The organism is Micromonospora sp. AB353 (genome assembly GCF_049538395.1).
GTDB classification, from domain to species: Bacteria; Actinomycetota; Actinomycetes; order Mycobacteriales; family Micromonosporaceae; genus Micromonospora; species Micromonospora aurantiaca.
Map to the genome: position 1 here is coordinate 79,521 of NZ_JBMVFV010000003.1, position 23,059 is coordinate 102,579.

Annotated in this window: 18 protein-coding genes and 1 riboswitch; of the genes, 12 read left to right on the forward strand and 6 right to left on the reverse strand. The window is 73.9% G+C overall.

Annotated features, from left to right (window positions below):
* Window positions 1–16: 16 nt before the first annotated feature.
* Complete coding sequence (locus ACPCK6_RS02375; RefSeq protein WP_423480205.1) at window positions 17–952, reverse strand: hypothetical protein; 936 nt, start codon at window positions 950–952, stop codon at window positions 17–19.
* A 200-nt stretch (window positions 953–1,152) separates the two neighbouring features.
* Here ACPCK6_RS02375 and lanL point away from each other — a divergent pair, with 200 nt between their 5' ends.
* Genes lanL through ACPCK6_RS02395 form a run of 4 tightly spaced genes read left to right on the forward strand, consistent with a single transcriptional unit; the run spans window position 1,153 to window position 4,404 of the window.
* Window positions 1,153–3,903 (forward strand): class IV lanthionine synthetase LanL, encoded by a 2,751-nt coding sequence (gene lanL, locus ACPCK6_RS02380; protein ID WP_423480206.1) that lies wholly within the window; start codon window positions 1,153–1,155, stop codon window positions 3,901–3,903.
* Complete coding sequence (locus ACPCK6_RS02385; protein WP_318332972.1) at window positions 3,903–4,091, forward strand: hypothetical protein; 189 nt, start codon at window positions 3,903–3,905, stop codon at window positions 4,089–4,091. Before lanL ends, ACPCK6_RS02385 begins: the two co-directional genes overlap by 1 nt.
* Window positions 4,092–4,101: 10 nt before the next feature.
* Window positions 4,102–4,257 carry a hypothetical protein gene (locus ACPCK6_RS02390; RefSeq protein WP_318332973.1) on the forward strand — a complete coding sequence of 52 codons (156 nt, stop codon included), beginning with the start codon at window positions 4,102–4,104 and terminating at the stop codon, window positions 4,255–4,257.
* 12 nt (window positions 4,258–4,269) lie between these two features.
* Window positions 4,270–4,404: an ALQxL family class IV lanthipeptide gene (locus ACPCK6_RS02395; protein ID WP_318332974.1), complete on the forward strand. Its 135-nt coding sequence runs from the start codon at window positions 4,270–4,272 to the stop codon at window positions 4,402–4,404.
* A 66-nt stretch (window positions 4,405–4,470) separates the two neighbouring features.
* Here the strand turns inward: ACPCK6_RS02395 and ACPCK6_RS02400 are convergent, their stop codons facing one another.
* Window positions 4,471–4,785 carry a DMT family transporter gene (locus ACPCK6_RS02400; RefSeq protein ID WP_194799812.1) on the reverse strand — a complete coding sequence of 105 codons (315 nt, stop codon included), beginning with the start codon at window positions 4,783–4,785 and terminating at the stop codon, window positions 4,471–4,473.
* Window positions 4,786–4,844: 59 nt separating this feature from the next.
* Window positions 4,845–4,910: riboswitch (guanidine-III (ykkC-III) riboswitch) on the reverse strand.
* 96 nt (window positions 4,911–5,006) lie between these two features.
* Here ACPCK6_RS02400 and ACPCK6_RS02405 point away from each other — a divergent pair.
* The 7 genes from ACPCK6_RS02405 (at window position 5,007) to pspM (ending at window position 11,110) form a co-directional block, all read left to right on the forward strand.
* Window positions 5,007–5,930 carry an ornithine cyclodeaminase family protein gene (locus ACPCK6_RS02405; protein ID WP_396880378.1) on the forward strand — a complete coding sequence of 308 codons (924 nt, stop codon included), beginning with the start codon at window positions 5,007–5,009 and terminating at the stop codon, window positions 5,928–5,930.
* A gap of 50 nt (window positions 5,931–5,980) precedes the next feature.
* Window positions 5,981–7,483, forward strand: coding sequence for a 30S ribosomal protein S12 methylthiotransferase RimO (gene rimO, locus ACPCK6_RS02410; RefSeq protein ID WP_423480207.1), 1,503 nt, complete (start codon window positions 5,981–5,983; stop codon window positions 7,481–7,483).
* 47 nt (window positions 7,484–7,530) lie between these two features.
* On the forward strand, window positions 7,531–8,112 hold the full coding sequence (gene pgsA, locus ACPCK6_RS02415; protein WP_396880380.1) for a CDP-diacylglycerol--glycerol-3-phosphate 3-phosphatidyltransferase: 582 nt from the start codon (window positions 7,531–7,533) through the stop codon (window positions 8,110–8,112).
* Between the two features lie 47 nt (window positions 8,113–8,159).
* On the forward strand, window positions 8,160–8,702 hold the full coding sequence (locus ACPCK6_RS02420; RefSeq protein WP_396880381.1) for a CinA family protein: 543 nt from the start codon (window positions 8,160–8,162) through the stop codon (window positions 8,700–8,702).
* Between the two features lie 210 nt (window positions 8,703–8,912).
* Window positions 8,913–9,353: a helix-turn-helix domain-containing protein gene (locus ACPCK6_RS02425; RefSeq protein ID WP_318332980.1), complete on the forward strand. Its 441-nt coding sequence runs from the start codon at window positions 8,913–8,915 to the stop codon at window positions 9,351–9,353.
* A gap of 127 nt (window positions 9,354–9,480) precedes the next feature.
* Complete coding sequence (locus tag ACPCK6_RS02430; protein ID WP_396880382.1) at window positions 9,481–10,332, forward strand: PspA/IM30 family protein; 852 nt, start codon at window positions 9,481–9,483, stop codon at window positions 10,330–10,332.
* 16 nt (window positions 10,333–10,348) lie between these two features.
* On the forward strand, window positions 10,349–11,110 hold the full coding sequence (gene pspM / locus ACPCK6_RS02435) for a phage shock envelope stress response protein PspM (RefSeq protein ID WP_423480208.1): 762 nt from the start codon (window positions 10,349–10,351) through the stop codon (window positions 11,108–11,110).
* A gap of 299 nt (window positions 11,111–11,409) precedes the next feature.
* Here pspM and ACPCK6_RS02440 read toward each other — a convergent pair whose 3' ends face one another.
* Window positions 11,410–15,057, reverse strand: a complete 3,648-nt coding sequence (locus ACPCK6_RS02440) for a fibronectin type III domain-containing protein (protein ID WP_423480209.1) — start codon at window positions 15,055–15,057, stop codon at window positions 11,410–11,412.
* A 130-nt stretch (window positions 15,058–15,187) separates the two neighbouring features.
* Complete coding sequence (locus ACPCK6_RS02445) at window positions 15,188–16,009, reverse strand: DNA-formamidopyrimidine glycosylase family protein (RefSeq protein ID WP_423480210.1); 822 nt, start codon at window positions 16,007–16,009, stop codon at window positions 15,188–15,190.
* A 108-nt stretch (window positions 16,010–16,117) separates the two neighbouring features.
* Between ACPCK6_RS02445 and ACPCK6_RS02450 the strand changes: the two genes are divergently transcribed.
* Window positions 16,118–17,368 (forward strand): DUF8814 domain-containing protein, encoded by a 1,251-nt coding sequence (locus ACPCK6_RS02450; protein WP_396883591.1) that lies wholly within the window; start codon window positions 16,118–16,120, stop codon window positions 17,366–17,368.
* A gap of 81 nt (window positions 17,369–17,449) precedes the next feature.
* On the opposite strand, the gene ACPCK6_RS02455 is transcribed toward ACPCK6_RS02450, so the two are convergent.
* Window positions 17,450–18,262: an SAM hydrolase/SAM-dependent halogenase family protein gene (locus tag ACPCK6_RS02455; RefSeq protein ID WP_423480211.1), complete on the reverse strand. Its 813-nt coding sequence runs from the start codon at window positions 18,260–18,262 to the stop codon at window positions 17,450–17,452.
* Window positions 18,263–18,296: 34 nt separating this feature from the next.
* Window positions 18,297–22,919, reverse strand: a complete 4,623-nt coding sequence (locus tag ACPCK6_RS02460) for an Lhr family helicase (RefSeq protein ID WP_423480212.1) — start codon at window positions 22,917–22,919, stop codon at window positions 18,297–18,299.
* Between the last annotated feature and the right edge of the window lie 140 nt (window positions 22,920–23,059).

The window sequence follows — 23,059 nt, forward strand, 5'->3', positions numbered from 1 at the left end:
CCGGTCGCCCGCGCTGTCACAGCCAACCGCGACGTTGCGCCTCGACGCCGGCGGCGAACCGGGTGTCCGCCGACAACAGATCCATCACCACGCCCACATGGCGTCGTACGGTTCGAACACTCATGCCGGTCCGCCGCGCGATCGCTTCGTCCTTGAGGCCGCACGACATGAGCACCAGCACGTCATGCTGCGCCCGCGTGAGGTGGCCCTCCTCCTGCCGGTGCTCGCCCAGCGGCCGGGCCCGTTGCCAGAGCAACTCGAAGTAGTGCCGCAACGCTCGGGTCACCAGTCGTGACCGGATGAACAGGTAGGAGCCGGCCCGCAGCGGGATTACCGCAGCCCGCTCGTCGACGATGTGCAGCTCGAGGGGAACCCCGCTCAAAGCCCGCATCTCCTCCGGCGCTTCCCGCGGATCGTCGGCTGTCCCGTCAGGCAGGCTGAGCGCGGACGGGTCGTAGAGTACGCGTTTGCGCACGGGCTGGTCGCGCCGCATGGCGACGTCGCTGCGGATGGTGCTCATGATGGCGCCGTCGGTGTCGTTGACGATCGCCATCGCGTCCTCGGTCGCGGTGTTGGCCATGCCCACGGTCACGTCCAGGACCTCGTCGTCGCTCAGGACGCGGAAGGGCTGAGAGGTCGGGCCGTCAGCTCCACCGGCGAAGTAGTCACGTTGCAACTCCCGAAGCCGGTGGTGCCCGTCGAGGAGTGCGCGGTGACGCCGCGCCAGTTCTTCGTGCAGGTGCTCCAACGAGCTTTCCAACGCCACCAGCGGCTCCACCGGCCTCAGTTCCGGTCTGACCGTCCCCTGTCGACGGGCCAGGCCCCAGTCCACCAGATCCTCGACCAGGTCTCGGTCCTCGACCGGGCTCGAGCCGGTGAGGTCGACGGTCCCGTGGCTCACCAACGTCGAGTAGCCCTCGGCCAGCCGATCCGGCACCAGCCCGGCAAGCATGTCCGCGTCCGGAACCCGGCTCTCTGCTTCCCCGTGCAACATACGTCCCCCGTAGATGCAGCTTTGAGTTGTCATACAGGATCCGAGTCGGCGGTTGGCCTAAAGCTGTCAACGGCAACTCCATCCTGTTAAGGCAGGGTTACCGGCCGATACGTTACTTAAACATTGACGCGCGTACCGATTGGACCGGCGGAGGCGAGATGAACGAACTGTCGGAGTTGAGATATTCGCTGGAGTCACATCCGGTGGATGAGGAATACCTCCAGGCGTTGCACCGCGCGATGGCGAAGGTGGCCACCGAAACCTGGCGGTTGCGGGCCAACGAGGCGTGGTGCTATGTGGAGCCGCCGTCCCACTGCCGCCGTCTCCAGGGGTGGAAGCTGCACGTGTCCACGACTCTTCCCGAGGCGGCGCAGACGCTGGAGCGGGCCGCCATGGTTCTCCTCGCCGAGCAGGCGGCATTCAAGTTCGCGCGTAGCACGTCGCTGGTGGAGGAGTTGAACTCGCCGCGCTGCCCTCGAGGCAACAGCGGCAAGTTCATCACGGTCTACCCGGACGACGACAACCACTTCCGGCTGCTCGCCGAGGCCCTGCACCGGGCGACCGAGGGAATGGTGGGACCGGCCATCCTGTCCGACCGGCCGTACCGACCGGGCGGCGTGGTGCACTACCGCTACGGCGGATTCCGCGCCAACGACGTGCTCAACAGCGACGGCAGCTACTCACCCATGCTGGTGGCGCCGGACGGCACGTGGATCAAGGACGACCGGGAGGCATGGTTCAGCCCACCCGAGTGGGCGCCCCGGCCGTTCGAGGACATGCCCGAACCGAGGCCGGCGGATCGACGCGGCGGGCCGGTGAAGCTGGCCGACCGATACGTGGTGCGGAAGGCGATCCGGCACTCCAACCGCGGGGGTGTCTATCGCGCCGAGGACACGGCCACCGATGCGACGGTGGTCATCAAGCAGGCTCGTCCGCACGTCGGTGTTGACCCCTCGGGGGAAACCGCGCAGGACCGGCTGCGGTATGAGGCGCGGATGCTCGAACAGTTCGAGCCACACGGCTTCACCCCGCGCAAACTGGCCCTCTTCGCGCAGAGTGACCACATCTTCCTGGTTCAGGAGGAGATCCAGGGCCAACCGTTGCGTCACTGGGTGGAGGAACGTTCACGTCAGCGGGACGGCGGTCTCCTGGCGGCTGACGAGGTGCTCGACGTGGCGCGTCAGCTGGCCGCGGCGGTGGCCACGATCCACGGGGCGAACCTCGTGCTCCGGGACCTGTCGCCCGGAAATGTGATCATCGAGGACGACGGGCGGGTACGCCTCATCGACGTCGAGTTCTTCGCCGGTCCCGGCGACATGGTGCCCCGGGTCTACACGCCGGGCTACGGTGCGCCGGAGGTCGTGCGGACAGCGAGTTGGGGGCCGGCGTCAGGCTACCCGGCCGATCTCTACAGCCTCGGTGCGACGTTGCTCTACCTGGCCAGTTGCATGGAGCCCTACCTGCACGCCGACGAGGCGCCCGGCCGGACGGTGGGAGATCGGATCGCGACTATCCTTGCCGTCGCCCTGCCGCAGAGCGAGGCCGCGCGCCAACTCGCGCCGCTGATCGGCGGTCTCCTCACCGAGCAGCCAGGAATGCGATGGACGATCGACCGGGTCATCGACTTCCTGGATGACCCCGGGCAGGCGGTCCCCGACGTTCGGGTGCCCGAACCGGCGGGTCGCGCGTCGGAGGACGTGGTGCGGCTGCTGGTGGACGACGGCACCGCATACATCGTGGACGCGATGAGGCCTGACCAGCCCCACCTGTGGCCACCGATGGAGGCGTTGGGTGTCACCAACGATCCGTGCAACGTGCAGGCTGGCGCCGGTGGAGTGGTGGCCTACCTGGCGCGTGCGGCGGGCACTCCGGCCGCTTCCGACCTGCGTCCCGGCCTGGCTGTGGCCAGCCGCTGGCTGGCGGCGCGCCTGCGCGACGACACCCGCGTCCTGCCCGGCCTCTACTTTGGCCGCTCGGGTGCAGCCTGGGCGCTGCACAGTGCGGGGGCGGCGTTGGACAACCCCGATCTCGTCGCTCAGGCTGCCCGCTACGCCAAGCTGGCCCCGGTCCGGTGGCCTAATCCGGACATGACGCACGGGACTGCCGGCCTGGGGATGGCGCAGTTGTACTTCTGGTCGGCGACCCAGGACCCCGACTTCAGGCAGCGGGCGAAGGCCGCCGCTGACGGCCTGGCAGACGCCGTGGTGACGGGCCCGGACGGGGTGCGCTGGATGGTGCCGGAGTCGTTCGACTCGGCGCTGGCCGGGCTCACGCACTTCGGGTACGCGCACGGAGTCGCGGGCATGTGCCACTTCCTGCTCGTGGCCGCGCACGCCCTGAACGACGACAGGTACCTGGAACTGGCCCGCGCGGGCGGCGACCTGCTCGCCTCGGTCGTGGAGTGGGAGGGCCCGGCCGCCCTCTGGCCCAGTGGAGACGCCGCCAAGCGGGAGGCCGGCATCGACCCCGGCATCACCTGGTGGTGTAGCGGATCCGCCGGAGTCGGCGCCTTCCTGCTCCGCCTCTGGCGGTCAACCGGGGACGCCCGCTACGAGGAACTGTTGCGGGGCGCCGCCGTCGCGCTGCGCCGGGACAAGTGGTTCCTGACCCCGGTGGCGTGTCACGGTCTCGCCAGTAGCGGCGAGCTCCTGCTGGACATGGCCGCCGCATTCGGCGACGACACCTATCGCGAGTGGGCTGAGGAAATCGCCGCATGTATTCACGCTCGCAATGTGTACCACCGCGGGCGCATGGTTGTCCCGGGCGAGTCGGGCCGGGATATAACAATCGGATTCAACGTCGGGCTGGCGGGTGTTCTCGCATTCCTGCATCGCCTCCGAAATGGTGGAGAGCGAATGTGGATGCTGGATGGTCTGCTGCCGGACCAAACCCCGGAAAGGAGGAAGTAATGGGGAACGCACTGCTTGAGCGGGAGTACGTCGTCGACGACGTGCAGGCGCTGCAGGAACTGGCGGAACTCGACCCGTCGGTAGGCATCGCGGCGGCCGGGTGCTGCTGCATGGTCAGCGCACTGTGCGGCTTGGCGAGCGTCTACAGCTGGGTCACCTGCGGCACCTGCACGAACACCGACAACTGAGGAGGCGGGAATGAGCGCACGATTCGATTGGCCGGAAGCGGCCATCGAACTCGAGGTACTCGAGCAGATGCCCGAGACCGAGCACCTGAACCTGCGGGCGTCGGCGACCTGCTGCGACCCGTGGCTGTCCGTGGTCACCTGCTTCGGCTGCACCATCTCGCGATAGGGGAGGCGATCCATGAGCTACGACGTGGACGCACTGCAGGAACTGCCGGAGGACGGCGTCGGCACCCGGGCGGAGGGATGCTGCGTGGCGGGCTCCTTCATCACCTGTGACACGTGCACGTTCCTGTGCAGCAAGGACAGCGTCTGACCGAGGTCGGACGCGTAGGGACGGGCCGTCGGGGCTGCCGGCGGCCCGTGCCGCGCGTCCACCCGATCAGCTGAACAGCTTCAGCCCGATCACACCGGCCACCACCAGCAGCAGGCAGGCCACGCGCGGCAGGTTGACCGGCTCGCCGAGCGCGAGCATCCCGACCAGCGCGGTACCCACCGCACCGATGCCGACCCACACCGCGTAGCCGGTGCCGACCGGGATGTCGCGCAGCGCGTACGCCAGGCCGGCCATGCTGCCGACCAGGGTGACGGCGAAGACGGCGGAGGGGAGCGGACGGGTGAAACCGGCGCTGCGATCAAGCGCGATCGCCCACGCGGTCTCCAGGAGTCCGGAGATCACCAGCACGATCCAGGCCATGGGACATCACCTCTGACGGGCGGGCCCGGCGCGGAGCGGGCCGGGCGGCGGTTGGGTCACGCGGGGCGTCTTGGCCTGACCGGGTACGCCCACCACTCGTCCGGGACGGCCCGCGGGCCGTCGTGGCCGACGGTAGCACCGGGCGGGCCGGACCGGCGGCGGGGTGAGAAAGCCCACCATGAGTGGAGTTGACGTCAACTTCAAGTTGCAGGATGGATGTCATGACCCTGCTCTTCTCCGACGACGACGTCGCGGCCGCCGTGGACGCCCCGCTCACCGTCGCGGCCATGCGGGACGCGCTGCTGGCCGCGCACGCCGGGCGGCTCATCGCCCCGCCCCGGGCGTCCGCGCCGCTGGGCGGGGGCCGGATGGTGCTCACCGCCGGGCACCTCACCGGGCAGTGGTACGGCTTCCGCTCGTACGACACGTTCGGCCACCCGGAGAGCGGCCAGCTCGTCGTGCTGCACGACGCGAGCACCGGCGCGGTACGCGCCATCGCCGTCGGCGAGGAACTCGGCTCCCGGCGTACCGGAGGACTCGGTGGCGTGGCGGTGGACGCCCTGGCCCGCGCGGACGCCGCCACCGTCGGCGTGGTGGGGTCCGGGCGGCAGGCGTGGACCCAGGTCTGGGCCGCGGCGGCGGTCCGGCCGCTGCGCGAGGTGACCGTGTACAGCCGCTCGGCGGCCCGGCGGGACGCGTTCGCCGCGCGGGTCCGTGCCGAACTGGGCGTGCCGGCCCGCGCCGTCGGCTCGGCCGCCGCCGCGGTACGCGACCGGGACGTCGTGGTGCTCGCCACCACCAGCACCGTCCCGGTGCTCGACGCCGCCGACCTGGCCCCCGGCACCCACGTCAACACCGTCGGCTTCAAGCAGGTCGACAGGCACGAGTTCGGCACCGACCTGCTCGACGCCGCCGACCTGCTGGTCACCGACTCACCCGGGCAGGCCGCCGCGTACGTCCCGCCGATGCTCGCCGCCGTCGAGCCGTACGCCGGGCGGTTGCGCGACCTGGGCGCGGTGCTGGCCGGCGCGGCTCCCGGCCGGACCACCGCGGACCAGATCTCGGTCTTCTGCTCCACCGGCCTGGCCGGCACGGAGGTGTTCCTCCTCGATCGGCTGGCCCGGGTGGCCGTGTCCGCGCGCTGACCCTGGCCGGACGGGTGCGCGGCGCACCGGAACCGGCCCGGTACCCTCGGATGGTGTCTGCCTCCTCCTCCACCCCGCGATCCGACGGGCGCCGCGTCGCCCTGCTGACCCTCGGCTGCGCTCGCAACGAGGTCGACTCGGAGGAGCTGGCCGCCCGGCTGCACGCCGACGGATGGCAGGTCACCACCGACGGCGAGGGCGCCGACGTGGTGGTGGTGAACACCTGCGGGTTCGTCGAGAAGGCCAAGCAGGACTCGATCCAGACGCTGCTGGCGGCCGCCGACACCGGCGCGAAGGTCGTCGCCGCCGGGTGCATGGCCGAGCGGTACGGCCGTGAGCTGGCCGACAGTCTCCCCGAGGCGCAGGCCGTGCTCAGCTTCGACGACTACCCGGACATCGCCGCCCGCCTCGACTCGGTGCTCGCCGGCGAGGCGATCGGCGCGCACACCCCCCGGGACCGGCGGGAACTGCTGCCGCTGACCCCGGTGAAGCGCCGCGACGCGGCGGTGTCGCTACCCGGGCACGGCACCCCGGCCCGGGTCGCACCGGAGACCGACGCGCACACCCCGGCCCACCTGCGGCAGGTGCTGCGGCACCGGCTCGACACCGGCCCGGTGGCCTCGCTGAAGCTCGCCAGCGGCTGCGACCGGCGGTGCGCGTTCTGCGCCATCCCGGCGTTCCGGGGCGCGTTCGTCTCGCGTACCCCGGACGAGCTGCTCGCCGAGGCCGAGTGGCTGGCCAAGACCGGCGTCCGCGAGCTGGTGCTGGTCAGCGAGAACTCCACCTCGTACGGCAAGGACCTGGGTGACCCCCGCGCGCTGGAGAAGCTGCTGCCGCAGCTCGCCGCGATCGACGGGATCGTGCGGGTCCGTGCCAGCTACCTCCAGCCCGCCGAGACCCGGCCCGGCCTGGTCGAGGTGATCGCCACCACGCCCGGCGTGGCCGCGTACTTCGACCTGTCGTTCCAGCACTCCAGCGAGCCGGTGCTGCGCCGGATGCGGCGCTTCGGCTCCACCGACCGGTTCCTGGAACTGCTCGCCTCCGCCCGCGCGCTGGCGCCGGACGCGGGTGCGCGCAGCAACTTCATCGTCGGCTTCCCCGGCGAGACGAAGCAGGACGTGGCCGAGCTGGTCCGGTTCCTGACCGAGGCGCGGCTGGACGCGATCGGCATGTTCGACTACAGCGACGAGGACGGCACCGAGGCCGCCGGACTCACCGGCAAGGTCTCCGCCGCCACGATCAAGCGGCGGTACGACAGGCTCAGCGCGCTGGCCGACGAACTCTGCTCGCAACGCGCCGAGGAGCGCCTCGGCGCGACGGTGGAGGTGCTCGTGGACTCGATCGCCGACGGCGTGGTGGAGGGGCGGGCCGCCCACCAGGCGCCCGAGGTCGACGGCTCGACCACGCTCGTGGCGCCGGTCGGCGGCGGCGTCGATCTGGCCGCGCTGCGCCCCGGTGACCTGGTCCGGGCCACTGTCACGGCGACCGAGGGCGTGGATCTGGTAGCCGTACCGGATGAGATGATCTCGGCGGCGCCCGGCGCGGTACGGTGACGGCGGGCCCTGATGGAGCGGGGAAGCCACGTGGGGCGATGCGGGACATGACGGGAGCGGAGTCGACGGCCGCTGCCCCCGTACCGCTGTTCAACGCGGCGAACGTGCTCACCGGTGCGCGCCTGATGCTGGTGCCGGTCTTCGTGGCCACCGTGATCGCCTCCGGCATGAGCCACGCGGGCTGGCGGATGACGGCCTGCCTGATCTTCGTGGTGGCCTCCGCGACCGACCTGGTCGACGGCTGGATCGCCCGCCGGTACGAACTGGTCACCTCGCTGGGCAAGGTCGCCGACCCGATCGCCGACAAGGCGCTCACCGGCGCCGCTCTGCTGCTGCTCTCCGTCTACGACCGGCTGCCCTGGTGGGTGACGGTGGTGATCCTGGCCCGTGAGCTGGGCATCACCGGGTTGCGCTTCTGGGTGATCCGGCACGGCGTGATCGCGGCCAGCCGGGGCGGCAAGGTCAAGACGGCGCTGCAGATCCTGGCGATCACCTGGTACCTCTGGCCGATGCCGGAGGCGCTCGCCGCGGTCGGCCCGTGGATCATGGGCGCGGCCGTGGTGGTCACCGTGGTCACCGGGTTCGACTACATCGCCCAGGCTTTGCGGCTGCGCCGCCCGGCCCGTTGAGCCGGGCGGACGAGTAAGCCGGCGTGGGGCGGGAAATGGGGGCGGGCATGGACACCGACGCGAGTAACCAGCGGCCCGCCGGCAGCCCGGCGGCCGCCGTCGTGCACCGCCTGCACGAGTGCGGCGAGACGCTGGCCACCGTCGAGTCGTTGACCGGCGGCCTGCTCGCCGCCGCGATCGTGGAGATCGCCGGGGTCAGCTCGATCTACCGGGGCGGCATGGTGGTCTACGCCACCGAACTCAAGGCGACGCTCGCCGGCGTACCGGAGGACCTGCTGGCCGACCGCGGCCCGGTCGACCCGGACGTGGCGGCCGCACTGGCCGAGGGTGGACGGCAGCGCTGCGGCGCCGACTGGGGCCTGGCCACCACCGGCGTGGCCGGTCCGGAACCGCAGGACGACAAGCCGGTCGGCCTGGTCTACGTGGCGGTCGCCGGACCGGACGGCACCGAGGTGCGCCGGCTCGACCTCGAGGGCGGCCGCGACCACATCCGCTCGGCCGCGGTGATCGAGGCGCTGCGGCTGCTCGCCGACCGCATCCAGCTCCCCGCCGACACCGCCGCCGAGGCGGCGGGGGCCGGCCGCCGGTGAGCCCGTGCGGCGCCGACACGCCCGGCGACGGGATCGCCGGACCTGTCGATCCGCCCGGATTTTCAGAGGCGGGGTGGGATGTCGTCGTGGCGACCAACGGGTACGGTTGCGGGAAGGCTCCGGCGGTCGCCGTCGGCGCTGGAGCGGTCCACCGCGTCCGGCGCGACGCGGTCCGGCCGGAGATGGTGGTCCCGTTCAGGGGGAGGTGCGATGGTCCTGCTACGCCGGGTGATCGGTGACGCGCTGCGAGCACGCAGGCAAGGGCAGCACCGTACCCTCCGCGAGGTCTCCTCCGCCGCCAACGTCAGCCTCGGCTACCTCTCCGAGATCGAACGCGGCCAGAAGGAACCCTCCAGCGAACTGCTGGCCGCGATCTGCGACGCGCTCGGCGCCCGCCTGTCCGAGCTGCTCCGCGAGGTGAGCGACACCGTCGCCCTGGCCGAGCAGATGCCCGGCGTGCTGGTTCCGGTGGCCGACGAGCCGGCCTCGGTGACGCCGGCGGCCGTCCGCAAGGCGACGAACAGGAGTGTCCGGCAGGTCACCTCCGACGGCGGGGTCGCCGTCCAGGTCCGGCAGGACTCGCCGCTCAAGGCCACGCTGCGCAGCACCCGCGTACGCCCCGCCGAACGGGATGTGGTCTGCGCCGCCTGACCCCGGCTGTCACGTCGTGGGCAGTGCTGGCGTCCGCGTCGTACTGTTGATCAGGAGCGTACGGGTGCCGGAGTGGCGTCCGGCTGGGACGATGTAGGCGCGACGCTACTGAGGGGACGAGGCGGAGATGGCGAACCCGTTCGTCAAGGGTTGGAAGTACCTGATGGCGCTCTTCGGCGCGAAGATCGACGAGCACGCCGATCCGAAGGTGCAGATCCAGCAGGCCGTCGAGGAGGCACAGCGCCAGCACCAGGCGCTGGTGCAGCAGGCGGCCGCGGTGATCGGCAACCAGCGCCAGCTGGAGATGAAGCTGTCCCGGCAGATGACCGAGGTGGAACAGCTCCAGGGCAACGCTCGGCAGGCGCTCGCCGTGGCCGACCAGGCCCGGGGCCGGGGTGACGAGACCGAGGCCGGGCGCTACGAGCAGACCGCCCAGATGCTGGCCACCCAGCTGGTCTCCGCCGAGCAGGCGCTGGAAGACCTCAAGACCCTGCACGACCAGGCGCTCGGCGCGGCCGCACAGGCCCGCAAGGCGGTCGAGAACAACTCGATGATCCTCCAGCAGAAGCTGGCCGAGCGCACCAAACTGCTCAGCCAGCTCGAGCAGGCCAAGATGCAGGAGAGCGTGGCCCGCTCGCTGGAGTCGATGTCGTCGCTCACCGCGCCCGCCACCACCCCCTCGCTGGACGAGGTCCGCGACCGGATCGAACGCCGCTACGCCACCGCGATGGGCCGCGCCGAGCTGGCCGGCAACTCGGTCGAGGGCCGGATGCTGGAGATCCAGAAGGCCACGCTCGACTCGGCCGGATCGGCGAGACTGGAACAGATCCGGTCGAGCATGGCCGGCGAGCAGCTCGGCAGCCGGTCCGAGACCCCCGCCGTGGGGCAGCCGGCCGACCCGGCCGCCGCCGCCCGGCTCGACGAGATCCGAGCCAGCATGAGCCGGGAGCGTGGCACCGGGGAGACCACGACCGGCTGACGGAGGGGCGGACACGATGGTGGACGAACGGGCCCGGCACTTCCGCAGGCTGCGCAGGCTACGCAACTCGGCGCGGCGGTGGAGCGTACTGGCCGGAGGACTCGGCGGTGCCGCCGCGGTGCTGACTCCGTACGCCGGACTGGGCCTGGCGGACGCGGCCTGGGCCGGCGCCGCGGGCAGCGCGATCGCGGTGGCCGCCTGGCGCTGGGTCGACCACCGGGCGCTGGCCGCCGTGCCGCCACCGCCCGCCCTGGACCCGGCCGAGGCCGCCGCCCGCTCCCGCGCCCGGCTGGTCGCCGCCGTCGAGCGGCTCCCAGTCGGGCCGGGCGTCGTGGCCGAGGTACGCCGGGTCCGCTCCCGCCTCGCGCTGCGCGGTACCGCCGCGGCCGAGCCGTGGGCCCGGCTGGACCGGGCCGCGCTCACCCTGGCCGGGCTGGCCGGACGGCTGACCGGGCTGGCCGAGCCGGCGGTCCGGGAGGCGGCCGAGGCCGACCGGTCCCTGCGTGAGCTGGCGAACCGGGTGGCGGGCGTGGAACGCGCGGCGAAGCTGACCCCGCAGAGCCAGCTGAACGAGGTGCACGCCACGCTCGTGGCCCAGTTGGAGGACGGGGTGGCCGCGTACGAGCGGCTGGTGGTGGCCGCCGCCGGTTACGTGGCCGAGGACGCGCGCCCGAACACCGAGCACCCGTCCGCCGCGCGCCTGACCGAGGCCACCGACCTGCTGCACGGCGTAGCCTCCGCCCTGGCCGAACTCCGCACCCCCCTCCGCGCCCCCTGACAGCCCTCGCTGCCTCGGCTGCCCTTCTCCGGCCCTGCTCCCGGCCCTCCCCGTTGATCAAGGGGTTTGTGTCCTCCCGCCGCCCGGCTCCCGACACAAACCCCTTGATCACCGACCCGAGCGCCCTCGATCAGCCCGCCCGACCTGCGCGATCACCGGAGTGGAGCGGGGCCGAACACCCGGGGGAGCGGGCGCCTCGACTGGGTGATCATGAAGTTGGCGGGGATGTTGATCTCTGGAACTGCCGCCAACTTCATGATCGACGCTGAGGGGAGGGGGAGGGCGGGGTGCGGGACGGGCTAAACAGGGGTTGTGGTGGGGGTGGAGGGGGTCCAGGGGGACGTGCCTACGACGTTCGTCGCACGTACCCGGTAGTGGTAGGTCATTCCTCGCGCGAGGCCGGTGTTGGTGAAGCCTCGGCCGGTCACGTGGAACGTCGCCGGTTCGCGGGTGAAGGCGGCGTCGGTGGCGCGCTGCACGACGAACCCGGCGCCCGGTCCGGCCGGCGTCGGCGCCGACCAGGTCACCGTCACGCTGGCGGTGTCCGGCCCGGACACGCTCGCGGTGACGCTCACAGCGCTCGGTGCGACCGGCCGGGCCGGTGTGGTCACCGTGGCCACGGTCGACCAGGGTGAGGCGGCGCCCAGGTACGTCGTGCGTACCCGGTAGTAGTACGTGGTGTCCGGCGCGACCGCCGGGTCCACATGGGACTCGCCCACGGCGATGGCAGTGGTGCCCGGCCCGCTGGTGAACGTCGGGTTGGTGGCCCGCTGCACGTCCACGCCTGTCGCGAAGGAGTGGTTGGCCCAGCGCAGCGCCACCCGCAGCGGCCCGGTCGGTGGCAGCACCGCTGTCACCCGGGCGGGCGCGGACATGTGCACCGCCGCCGGTACCGCGTTGGACCAGGACGAGCAGCTCACCGCGTTCTCGGCGCGGATCCGGTAGTGGTAGGTGACGCCGGGCGTGACGGTGGCGTCGGTGTACCGGGTGGCGGTGGCCGCCACCGTGATCTCGGTCAGGCCGGTGGTGAAGGTGCTGTCGGTGGCGCGTTGCAGCCGGTGGCTGGTGGGTACGGGCCGGCTGCCGTTGCCGGTCCAGGTCAGCGCGATGGCGGGGAGCGCGGTGGCGCTGCCCGGTGCCGGGGTGGCGGTGAGCCCGGTCGGCGCCTTGGGTGCCACGCGCACCACCAGCGGTCGGCTCATGCCCTGGTCGCGGAGTCCGGCCGAGCGGGTCTGCCAGCGGTACTCCCAGCCGAGGTTGACCAGCTGGTTGACCACGACAGCGGGGCGGCCGTCGACGGGGCTGACCGGGCCGGCGTCCAGCCGTGCGCCGGCCGGGCGGCTCGGGTCGAGCAGCCGTACGCTGTCGCCGATCTTGAACGGCAGGGCTGGTGGTACGGGACGCAGCGCCACCACGACGTCCTCCCGGGGGTTGACCCGGACGGTGTCCTTCCAGCCCAGTTCGCCCGGGTCGGGCGGGCGGACCGTGCCGTCCCAGCCGACCCGGTTGACGATCTGCACGTCGCAGCCCTCGATGTGGACGGGATGGGTACGCGGGGCGTCGCCGACGATCCGCCAGAGCTGGGTGCCGTCGCCGGGCGCACCGACCGCCACCGCCGGGTCGGTGGCGTGCAGCACCTCGGTGGCCGGTTCGGCCGGGCCCAGCGGCAGGGTGGCCGGGGCGAGTGGCCCGGCGACCGGGTGGCCGACGCCGAGGCGTCCCACCGCGCGGCCGTGCCGGGCCTCGAACACCTGCCCGACCGACTTCACCGCCAGCGGCAACGTGACCGGGGCGGTCGCGCCCGCCGGGGTGAACGTGACCGAGGTGGCCCGCGCGGCGACGAGCGTCGGGCGCGGGGTGGAGGTGCCGATCGCGGTGTCGTACGCGGGTTGCGGCACGATCGGCGGCGGCTGGCTGCGGGCGTACGCCCCGGGTAGCCGCTCGGCGAGCCGGCGGGTGTCGTACGGCTGCGCGGGGGTGCCGGTGACCCGGATCTGGAGCAGTGTGCGGGTGTTCGGGCCGTACCCGGGTCGGGTGGGCGGCAGGCCACCGGCGGCGGTCCGGTCGGGTGCGCCGGTGTGGTGGTCGTAGCGCGTGTCGAACCGGGGCAGCGGCGCGGGGCAGTCGTTGTAGAGGATGAGCGTGCTGCCCGGCGACACTGTGGAGAAGTCCACCACCACGTCAGCCCGTTCGCCGGGGGCGAGCAGCAGCGCGTGCCCGTCCACGTTGAGCACCGTCGGATCCTGCCTGTCGTACCGGTAGTCCACCGGCCGGTTGGTCAGCACCACCGGGGCGGGGAGCAGGCCGCCCTCGTTGCCGATCTGGATCATCTCGGGACCGGCCGCGGCCGGGTCGGGCACGCCGCCGTCGCGCCCCTCCGCCGGCCAGTACGCGGGCCGCCCGGGGGCGCGTACCGCCTCGACCATCGGCACCTCACCGGCGTCCGGGTCGGCCGGGCTGCCGTCCTCGGCCCACATCGGCGCATCCGAGGCGGCCCGGTAGAGCTGGAGGTTGAGCGCCCGGTCCGCGCAGGCGTTGAGGATCCGGAACCGGTACGCCTGCGGCTCGACCTCCAGGTACGGGTAGGCCACGCCGTTGACGAGCGGGGTGTCCCCGTACGCGTCGGGGACCGCCGACGGGTGCGGCACGCCCGGCACCAGCGGCGGCTCGTCCGGATCGGTGTCGGGGTCGTGGTGCGGGTTCGGCACCGGGGCGACCCACGGGCTGGCGCCGCCGTCCGGGTCGTGGGTCCACGGCCCGTAGTCCCAGCGGCCGGTCGGGTTGGTGCCGGTGAGCCGGTACGGGTTCTGCCGCGGCTGGTAGACGTGCGGGTGCCACAGGCTGCCCTTGGCGCCCCAGCGGTCCCGGTCCCAGGTGGGATCCTGGGCGGCGAGCTGCGCGTCGTCGGGGACGAACGTCTTGTCCTCGATCACCAGCGGGAGCTGGTCGGCGGGGAGCACGCCGTCGTCGACCAGCCGTTCCTCGGCCGGGTCGGTGAGCAGGTAGAGCGCGATCTGCCCGGAGTAGACGGTGAGCCGGGACAGGCCGAGCGTGTTGTCGTGCAGCCACATCAGCCGGCCGCTCTGGTCGTTCGGGAAGTACAGCGTGGTGGCGCCCGCGCCGGGCGGCGGCATGTCCGGCACCGGCGTCACACCCACCCCCGTCGGGTACGGGGTGATCTCGCCGGCCGGGGTGACCCACTGCCACGGGTTGCCGGCGCTGATCCACCCGGTCTGGGCGCCGGACAGGTGCGGCACGGCGCGGTTCTGCGGGTACGGCGCGGGACCGTCGAGCGGCCCGGCCCCGGCGCCGTCGACCGTCTCGTCGACGGGCAGGAACAGCTCCCCGGCCCGTCCGGTGGGGAGCTGGTTGATGAACTTGATCCGCACCGGGCGGCCCCGCCGGGCCACGATCATCGGGCCGAGGTGCCAGGGGCGGCCGGGCGGGCTGACCGTGTTGTGGCCGGAGGCGTCGGTGCCCAGGTTGAGCTGCCGGTAGCCGCGCAGCCGGGTGGCCGGCAGGTCGCGGTGCAGGCGCTGCGCGTACTCCTGGAGGCCGATCTCGTAGTAGTCGCAGCCCGGCCAGGTGATGGTGTCCGGGACGGCGACGGGCAGGCGGGCGCCGAGCCCGGCGGTGGCCGGCTGCCCGGGCAGCGGCAGCGGGTCGACGAACTTGCGGATGCCGGTGCCGGGTACCGGGCGGCCGTCCGGGTCGAGCGTGGGCAGCGGGCTGGCGGCGGTGTTCGGCACCGGGCCGAACAGGCGCGGGACGGCGGCCGGGTCCAGGCTCGCCGGCGCCCGACCTTGCTCGTCGTCGCCGTCCCGGGCGGCCGGGACGGCGGGCGCGACGGGATCGGCCGGCGTCGGGTCACCGGTGGGCGCGATCTTGACGGCGACGACGGCGGCGCGGTCCGGGCGTCCGGGCCGGCTGCGGCGGAACAGCACCATGGCTCTCCCCGGGGTCGGGGCGCGCCGGCCGACACCCCGGCGTGGCGGGCGTACGCGCTGCTGACGATCCGTGAGCGGTCCACCGCAGCATGCGACGTCACAGGGGTGAGGCGGAAGTACCCAATCGTCCCTATCTCGGCCGATCTTGGGCGTTTCGTGGAAGTTCCACGCCCGGCTGGCAGGCCGGGCACCAGTAGGTGACCCGTTCGCCCAGTTCCTCCTTGCGGATGGCGGTCCCGCAGCGGCGGCACGGCTGGGCCCGGCGGCCGTAGACGTAGCTCGTGCCGCCCCGGTGCAGCACCCCGGTGGTGCTCTGGGTCCAGCGGCCCCGGTTGGCGGCGAGCAGCCGCTGGGCCAGCGCGACGGTGCCGGGCAGGTCCGGCACCGCACCGACCGGCGTCCACGGCGACACGCCGCGCAGGAACAGCACCTCGCACTTGTAGAGGTTGCCCACCCCGGCCAGGTTGCGCTGGTCGAGCAGCGCCTCGCCGATGGTGCGGTCCGGGTCGGCGGCGAGCCGGCGGACCGCCTCGTCGGCGTCCCAGTCCGGGCCGAGCAGGTCCGGCCCGAGGTGGCCGACGAGCGACTCCTCCTCGGCCGTCGGCACCAGCGCCAGCTCGTGCAGGTGGTAGCCGACGGCGACAGCGGCGGGGGAGCGCAGCACCACCCGGATCAGGTGCGCGGGCCGGCCGCTCCAGCGCTCACCCGGGGCGTACGCCCGCCAGGCGCCGTCCATCCGCAGGTGCGAGTGCAGCGTCCAGTGCTCGGCGTCGGTGCCGGTGAGGCGCAGCAGCAGGTGCTTGCCCCGGCTCGCCGACTCGCGCACGGTCCAGCCGGTCAGGTCGGTGGTGGCGAGCTGCGGCACGCGGAAGTCGGACCCGGTGAGCCGGGCCCCGGCGAGCGCGCGTTGCAGGACGCGCGCGGTGTTCCAGACGGTGTCGCCTTCGGGCACCCGGCCATTGTCCCCCGGCCGAGCAGAATTCGCATGTGTCGCTATTTGTACTGAGGTTCCACTTGATCTGCGGAAACGCCAGGATCAGGGGGTTCTGAGGAGATGCCCATGGCACATACCCGACGTCGTACCGTCGTCGCCCTGACCGCCCTGCTCACCGTGGCCGCCGGACTGCCCGGCACGCCCGCGCCGGCCGCGCCCCCACCTGCCGCCGTACCGTCCCGCGCCACCGCGCCCGGCCCCGAACGCTGGTCCGTCGACCTCGCCGTCGCCGGCGGCGACGACGTCAACGTCGCCTGGCGGTCCGGCCGCCTGCGCCTGGCCGACCCCCGGCCCACCGCCCGCACCCGCCCGGCCGCCGTCGGCGGACCGGTCGCCGAGGGCATCCTGCTCTCCGCGCCGCGCACCCTGGACCGGCCCGCGACCCGGGTACGCGCACAGTTCGCGGCCCGCACCGGCGACGGGGGTACGGCGGTGGCCCAGGTACGCGGCTGGCGTGGCCGAGGCTGGACCGAGTGGCGCGACGCCACCGAGGCGGTCTTCGACGCGCCGGTCAGCCGGGTGCAGGCGCGCGTCGTGCTCACCACCAGCGGCAGCGCGTCGGAGGCCACCGTCACCGGCCTGACCCTGGCCGCCGACCGGGTCGCCACCACGGCGGTCCAGCCGGCCGCCGCGCTCACGTACCGGGTGTACGCGACCCGGATCGGCCTGGTCGGCGGCATCACCGCCAACGGGCACACGGTGCGGACGCGGGACCACTTCGCGGCGCTGCCCACCCGGCGCGGACTGTCCCCGCGCAACACCGGTGACTACACCGTCAAGGTCTGCACGACGAGCGGCAGCCGCTGCGAGTACGCCCCGGTGTGGGACGTCGGCCCGTGGAACACCCGCGACGACTGGTGGAACCCGGCGTCGGTCCGGGAGAACTGGAAGGACCTGCCGCGCGGGCTGCCGGAAGCGCAGGCGGCGTACCAGAACGGCTACAACGGCGGGCGCGACCAGTTCGGCCGTACCGTCCGCAACCCGGCCGGGCTGGACCTGGCCGACGGGACGTTCTGGGACGGGCTGCGGCTCACCGACAACGCGTGGGTGGACGTGACGCTGCTGTGGACCGGCGGCGGGGCGCGGGCCGTGGTCGGTTCCGGGCCGCTGAACCTGCGCGCCGGGGCGAGCACCTCGTACGCGAGTCGGGGGCTGGCCGCCACGTACGCCCACGTGCCGGTGCAGTGCTACGTGACCGGGCAGAAGATCACCGGCACGTACCGCACGACGACGAGGTGGTACCGCCTGGTGGGCGGCAACTACGTCAGCCACGCGTACCTGTCCTCGATCTACGGCGGCACAGTCCCCCGCTGCTGACCCTGCCCTCCCGCGTCGTCCCGTCCCCGCTCTCCTCCGCGATCCTGCAGTTTCGGCCCTGCCCCCGGGGGCGTTCGCCCGTTATGCCGGGGCGCCGACTGCAAGATCGCGGGGGAGACGGGTGATGGTGACCAGGGCGCCCGGGGTGGTGTGGAGGGTGTCGGCGGCTCGGCCGGTGTTCACCGCTATCGCGGCCTGGGCGGCGGAGTCGACGTAGACCACCAGGGCGCCGGGTTCCGCGTCGCCGAAGGTGCGGCCGTGGACCGCCTCGTGGCCGTTCACCAGCACCCGGGACGGCAGACCGTCGAGCAGCGTGCCCGGCGCGGCGAGCTGGACGTTGCCGAAGTGGTCGACGGTCAGCACCTCGGCGCTGAAGCCGCCGGGCTCGGCGCGTACCACCGGTTCCGGCAGCCGGACCAGCGTGCCCGGGTCCACTGCCGGTCCCGCCTCGGCCGGCGGTGCGCCGAGCGCCAGCCGGGCGGCCACCGGCGCGAACACGTCCCGGCCGTGGAACGTGCGGGACACGACCGGGCCGAGCCAGTCCGGGTTGGTCAGCTCCACCGCCTCGGTCACCCCGCCGAGCGCCTCCGCGGCCGGGATCAGCAGCCCGTTGTCCGGCCCGACGAGCAGCCCGCCGGGCGCGGCGAGCGCGATTCCGCGCCGCGTCGTGCCGACACCCGGGTCGACCACCGCCACGTGCACGCCCCACGGCAGGTACGGCACCGTCTGCGCGAGTACCGCCGCGCCCCGGCGTACGTCGGCCGGTGGGACCAGGTGCGTCACGTCGATCACCCGGACGGCCGGGGCGAGCCGGGCCAGCACACCGTGGCACGCCGCCACGAACCCGTCGGACAGCCCGTAGTCGGTGGTCAGCGAGATCGAGGCCACCGGCACACCCTACGTGCCCGCTCCCCGGAACTCCGGGCGGTCAGCCGCGCAGACGCAGCCCGCGCGGGGTGGCGCGGAAACCGGCGGCGGTCAGCGCGTCGCGCAGCGGGGAGGCGTGCACGGCCTCGCCGTCGGCGCGTTCCACCGAGATCGCGCCGAGCGCACCGGAGTGCACCGCGTCGGCGAGCGCCTTGCCGGCCGCGCCGAGCGTGTCGGTGTCGTCGGTGAACGACAGGATCGTCCGGCCGCCCCGCTCCACGTAGAGCACCAGGTCACCGCCGACGAGTACGACAAGCGCGCCCGCCTTGCGCCCGGCGCGGTGGCCGGTGGCCGGTGCCGCGCCGTCGCCGGAGTCGACAACGCGTTCCGGCCAGGGCAGCGCCGCGCCGTACGGGTTCGCCGGGTCGGTGGCGGCGAGCACTACTGTCGGCCCGCCCCGGCCCTGGGTGGAGTCGGCGAGCGCCCGGATGCGGTCCACCGCGCCCGGCACCGCGAACTGCGCCGCGCCGAGCCCTTCGACGAAGTAGCCGCGCCGGGCCGCCCCGCGTTCCTCCATCGCGGACAGCACCGGGTAGACCCCGGCGAAGCCGCCGGTGACCTGCTCGGCCACGACCGCGCCCCGGGTCACGACGCCGTGCCGTTCCAGCAGCAGATCGGCGAGGGCGGCGGCCCGGCGGGTGGGGTCGCTGTCGCGTTCGGGCAGCCGGGACCAGCGACCGGCCATCGTGGGCGGGCCACCCCGGCTGGGCAGCGCCACCCGGCCCGGACGGCGGTAACGGGTGCGCGGCGCCGACGGCCGGGACCGGTGCGCCCCGCCGGCGCCGAGCGCGGCCCGTAGCGGGGCGAGCGTGTCGTTGGTGAGGTGACCGGCCCACACCAGATCCCACACCGCGCCCGACAGGGCGGCGTCGTCCGTGGCGCCGACCCGGTCGGACAGCGAGCGGAAGAACAGCGCCTGCCCGTCGGCGAGCGCGTCGAGCACCGACTCGTGCAGCGGGGTCAGCGTCAGGGCCTCGTCCGGCGGCGGGAGCAGCAGCGGCGCCACGTCGGCGTACGCGAGCGTCACCCACCCGTCGCCGCCGGAGATCGCGCCCGCACCGGCCCACACCACTTCGCCGCTGGCGCACAGCTCGTCGAGCTGGGCGGGGGAGTAGTCGGCGACCCGGGCGGGCAGCACCAGGCGTTCCAGCGCGGACGCCGGCACGCTCACCCCCTGCAACTGCTCGACGACGACGGCGACCGCCTCGACGCCCCGGGCCGACGAGCCGACCTGCTGCCAGCGGGGCAGGAACGCGGCGAGCGCGCGCGGCGGCACCGGTTCGATCTCCCGGCGCAGGGCGGCCAGGGAGCGGCGGCGCAGCAGGCGCAGCACCTCCGCGTCGCACCACTGGGTGCCCACCGTGTCCGGGGCGAACTCACCGGAGACCACCCGGCCGCCCGAGGCGAGCCGCCGCAGCGCCTGCTCCACCACGAACACGCCGAGCCCGAACCGGGCCGCGCAGGTGGCGGCCGCGAACGGGCCGTGCGTACGGGCGTACCGGGCGACCAGGTCGGCGAGCGGATCGGCCACCGGCGCGAGGTACGCCTCGGCGACTCCGACGGGCAGCGCCACCCCGAGCGCGTCACGCAGCCGGGCGGCGTCCTCGACGACGACCCAGCGGTCCTCGCCGGCGATGCGGACCCGCAGCACCCGCCGGGCCGCGGCCAGCTCCTCCGGCCAGGACTCCGGCACTCCCCGCTCGGCCAGCTCGGCGCTGCTCAGGTCACCGACCACGCGCAGCAGTTCGACCACGTCCTCCGGGTCGCGGGGGCGTCGCTGCTCGGTGAGCCAGCGCAGTTGGCGCGCGGTCTCGGCGAGCACCTCCGGGTCGAGCAGCTCCCGCAGGTCGACCCGGCCCAGCAGCTCGCCGAGCAGCCCGGAGTCGAGCGCCAGCGCGGCGGCCCGCCGCTCGGCCAGCGGGGCGTCGCCCTCGTAGAGGAACGCGCCGACGTACCCGAACAGCAGCGAGCGGGCGAACGGCGACGGACGTTCGGACTCCACCTCGACCAGGCGTACCTTGCGGGCGGCCAGGTCGCGCATCAGCTCGCCGAGGGCGGGCTGGTCGAAGACGTCCTGGAGGCACTCGCGGGCGGCCTCCAGCGTGACCGGGAAATCGGCGTACTCACGGGCCACGTCGAGCAGTTGCGCGGCGCGCTGGCGTTGCTGCCACAGCGGCTGCCGCCGCCGGGGGTCACGCCGGGGCAGCAGCAGCGACCGGGCCGCGCACTCGCGGAACCGGGACGCGAACAGCGCCGACGTGCCCACCGACTCCTCGACGAGCTGGGCGATCTCGTCCGGCTCGAAGACGACCACGTCGGCACCGGGCGGCGTCTCGGCGGTGTCCGGCAGGCGCACCACGATGCCGTCGTCGGAGGGCATGACCTGGGCGTCCACGCCGTACCGCTCGGCCAGCCGGCGACCGATCGCCAGCGCCCACGGCCCGTTCACGCGCGCGCCGAGCACCGAGTGCACGGCGAGCCGCCAGTCGCCCAGCTCGTCGCGGAACCGTTCGACCACCACCGTCCGGTCGTCCGGCAGCGACCGGGTGGCGGCCTTCTGCTCGCGCAGGTAGCTCATCAGGTTGCCGGCGGCCCAGTCGTCGAGCCCGCCGGCCCGCAGCGCCGCGACCGCGTCGGCGTCGGACTGCCGCAGCAGCGCCCGGACCCGGGCGCCGATCGCCCGCCCCAGCTCGACCGGGCGGCCGAGCTGGTCGCCCTTCCAGAACGGCATCCGGGCCGCCTGCCCCGGCGCGGGGGAGACCAGCACCCGGTCGGGGGTGATCTCCTCGATCCGCCAGGACGACGAGCCGAGCAGGAACACGTCACCGACCCGGGACTCGTAGACCATCTCCTCGTCCAGCTCACCGACCCGCGCGGCCCGCTCGGCGCCGGCCAGGAACACGCCGAACAGGCCCCGGTCGGGGATGGTGCCGCCGCTGGTCACGGCGAGCCGCTGCGCCCCGGGCCGGCCGGTCAGCACGTCGGTGGCGCGGTCCCAGACCAGGCGCGGCCGCAGCTCGGCGAACGCGGTGGACGGGTAGCGCCCGGAGAGCATGTCGAGCACCGCGTGCAGCGCCGAGTCGGGCAGCTCCGCGAACGGCGCCGCGCGCCGGACCAGCACCGCGAGGTCGCCGAGCCGCCACGGCTCCAGCGCCACCATCGCGACGATCTGCTGGGCCAGCACGTCGAGCGGGTTGCGCGGGTAGTGCAGCTCCTCGATCGCCCCGGCGCCCATCCGCTCGGCCACCACCGTGCAGGAGAGCAGGTCGCCCCGGTGCTTGGGGAAGACGACGCCGCGCGAGACCGCACCGACCTGGTGCCCGGCCCGCCCGACCCGTTGCAGCCCGGCCGCCACGCTCGGCGGCGCCTCGATCTGCACCACCAGGTCGACGGCGCCCATGTCGATGCCCAGCTCCAGGCTGGACGTGGCCACCACGGCGGGCAGCCGGCCGGACTTGAGTGCCTCCTCGATCTGCTTGCGCTCCTCCCGGGACACGCTGCCGTGGTGCGCCCGCGCGATCACCGCCGGCACCCCGGCCGCCGCGCCGGACTGCGCCATCACCTCCGCCGGCTGCCGCGGCGCGCGCACCGGCCCGGCGCCGTCGCCGGCCGGCGGGCCATCGGCGCCGGGCAACAGCTCGGATACGCGCACCGGCTCCCCGCCCCGGGCCACGCGGCTGCCGTCCGGGGCGGACGCCGCCTCCACCTCCTCGGCGGCCAGTTCGTTGAGGCGGGCGCAGAGGCGTTCGGCGCTGCGCCGGGAGTTGGTGAACACGATCGTCGACCGGTGCGCGCGGATCAGCGCGAACACGCGCTCCTCGACCGCCGGCCAGATGGAGGGGCGGCGGGGCGCGAGGCCGCCGAGATCGTCCTCGGGTGGCTCCTGCTCGTCGAGGCGTGTCATGTCCTCCACCGGGACCTGGACGCTGACCTCGATGGTCTTGTCCGACGGCGGCTGCACCACGTCGACCGGGCGCGCGCCGCCGAGGAAGCGGGCGCACACGTTGATCGGCCGGACGGTGGCGGACAGTCCGATCCGTTGCGCCGGCCGCTCCAGCAGCGCGTCGAGCCGTTCCAGGGACAGCGCCAGGTGCGCGCCGCGCTTGGTGCCGGCGACCGCGTGCACCTCGTCCACGATGACCGTGTCGACGCCGCGCAGCGAGTCGCGGGCGGCGGAGGTGAGCAGCAGGAAGAGCGACTCGGGCGTGGTGATGAGGATGTCCGGCGGGGTGCGGGCGAAGGCCCGGCGCTCGTCGGCCGGGGTGTCGCCGGTACGCATCCCGACGGTGACGTCCGGCGGGACCAGGCCGAGCCGGGAGGCGGCCTGGCGGATGCCGGTGAGCGGGGCGCGCAGGTTGCGTTCCACGTCGACGGCGAGCGCCTTGAGCGGGCTCACGTAGAGCACCCGGCAGCGGCGCCGGGGATCGGCCGGCGGTGGCTCCTTGGCGAGCCGGTCGAGCGACCAGAGGAACGCCGCGAGCGTCTTGCCGGAGCCGGTCGGCGCGACCACGAGCGCGTTGCGGGCGGCGGCGACCGAGCGCCAGGCGCCCTCCTGGGCCGGGGTGGGCGCGGCGAAGGCAGCGGTGAACCACTCCCGGGTCGCCGCGCCGAACTCCGCCAGCACCCGGCCCGGCCTGCCTGAACCGCCTGACCTGCCCGACCCGCCTGACCTGCCCGACCCGCCTGACCGGGCCACCTCGTCCGCCACGCACCCATCCTGCCGCGCGGGTGTGACATCCGGCCCGCCGCCGGACCGTTCCGTCC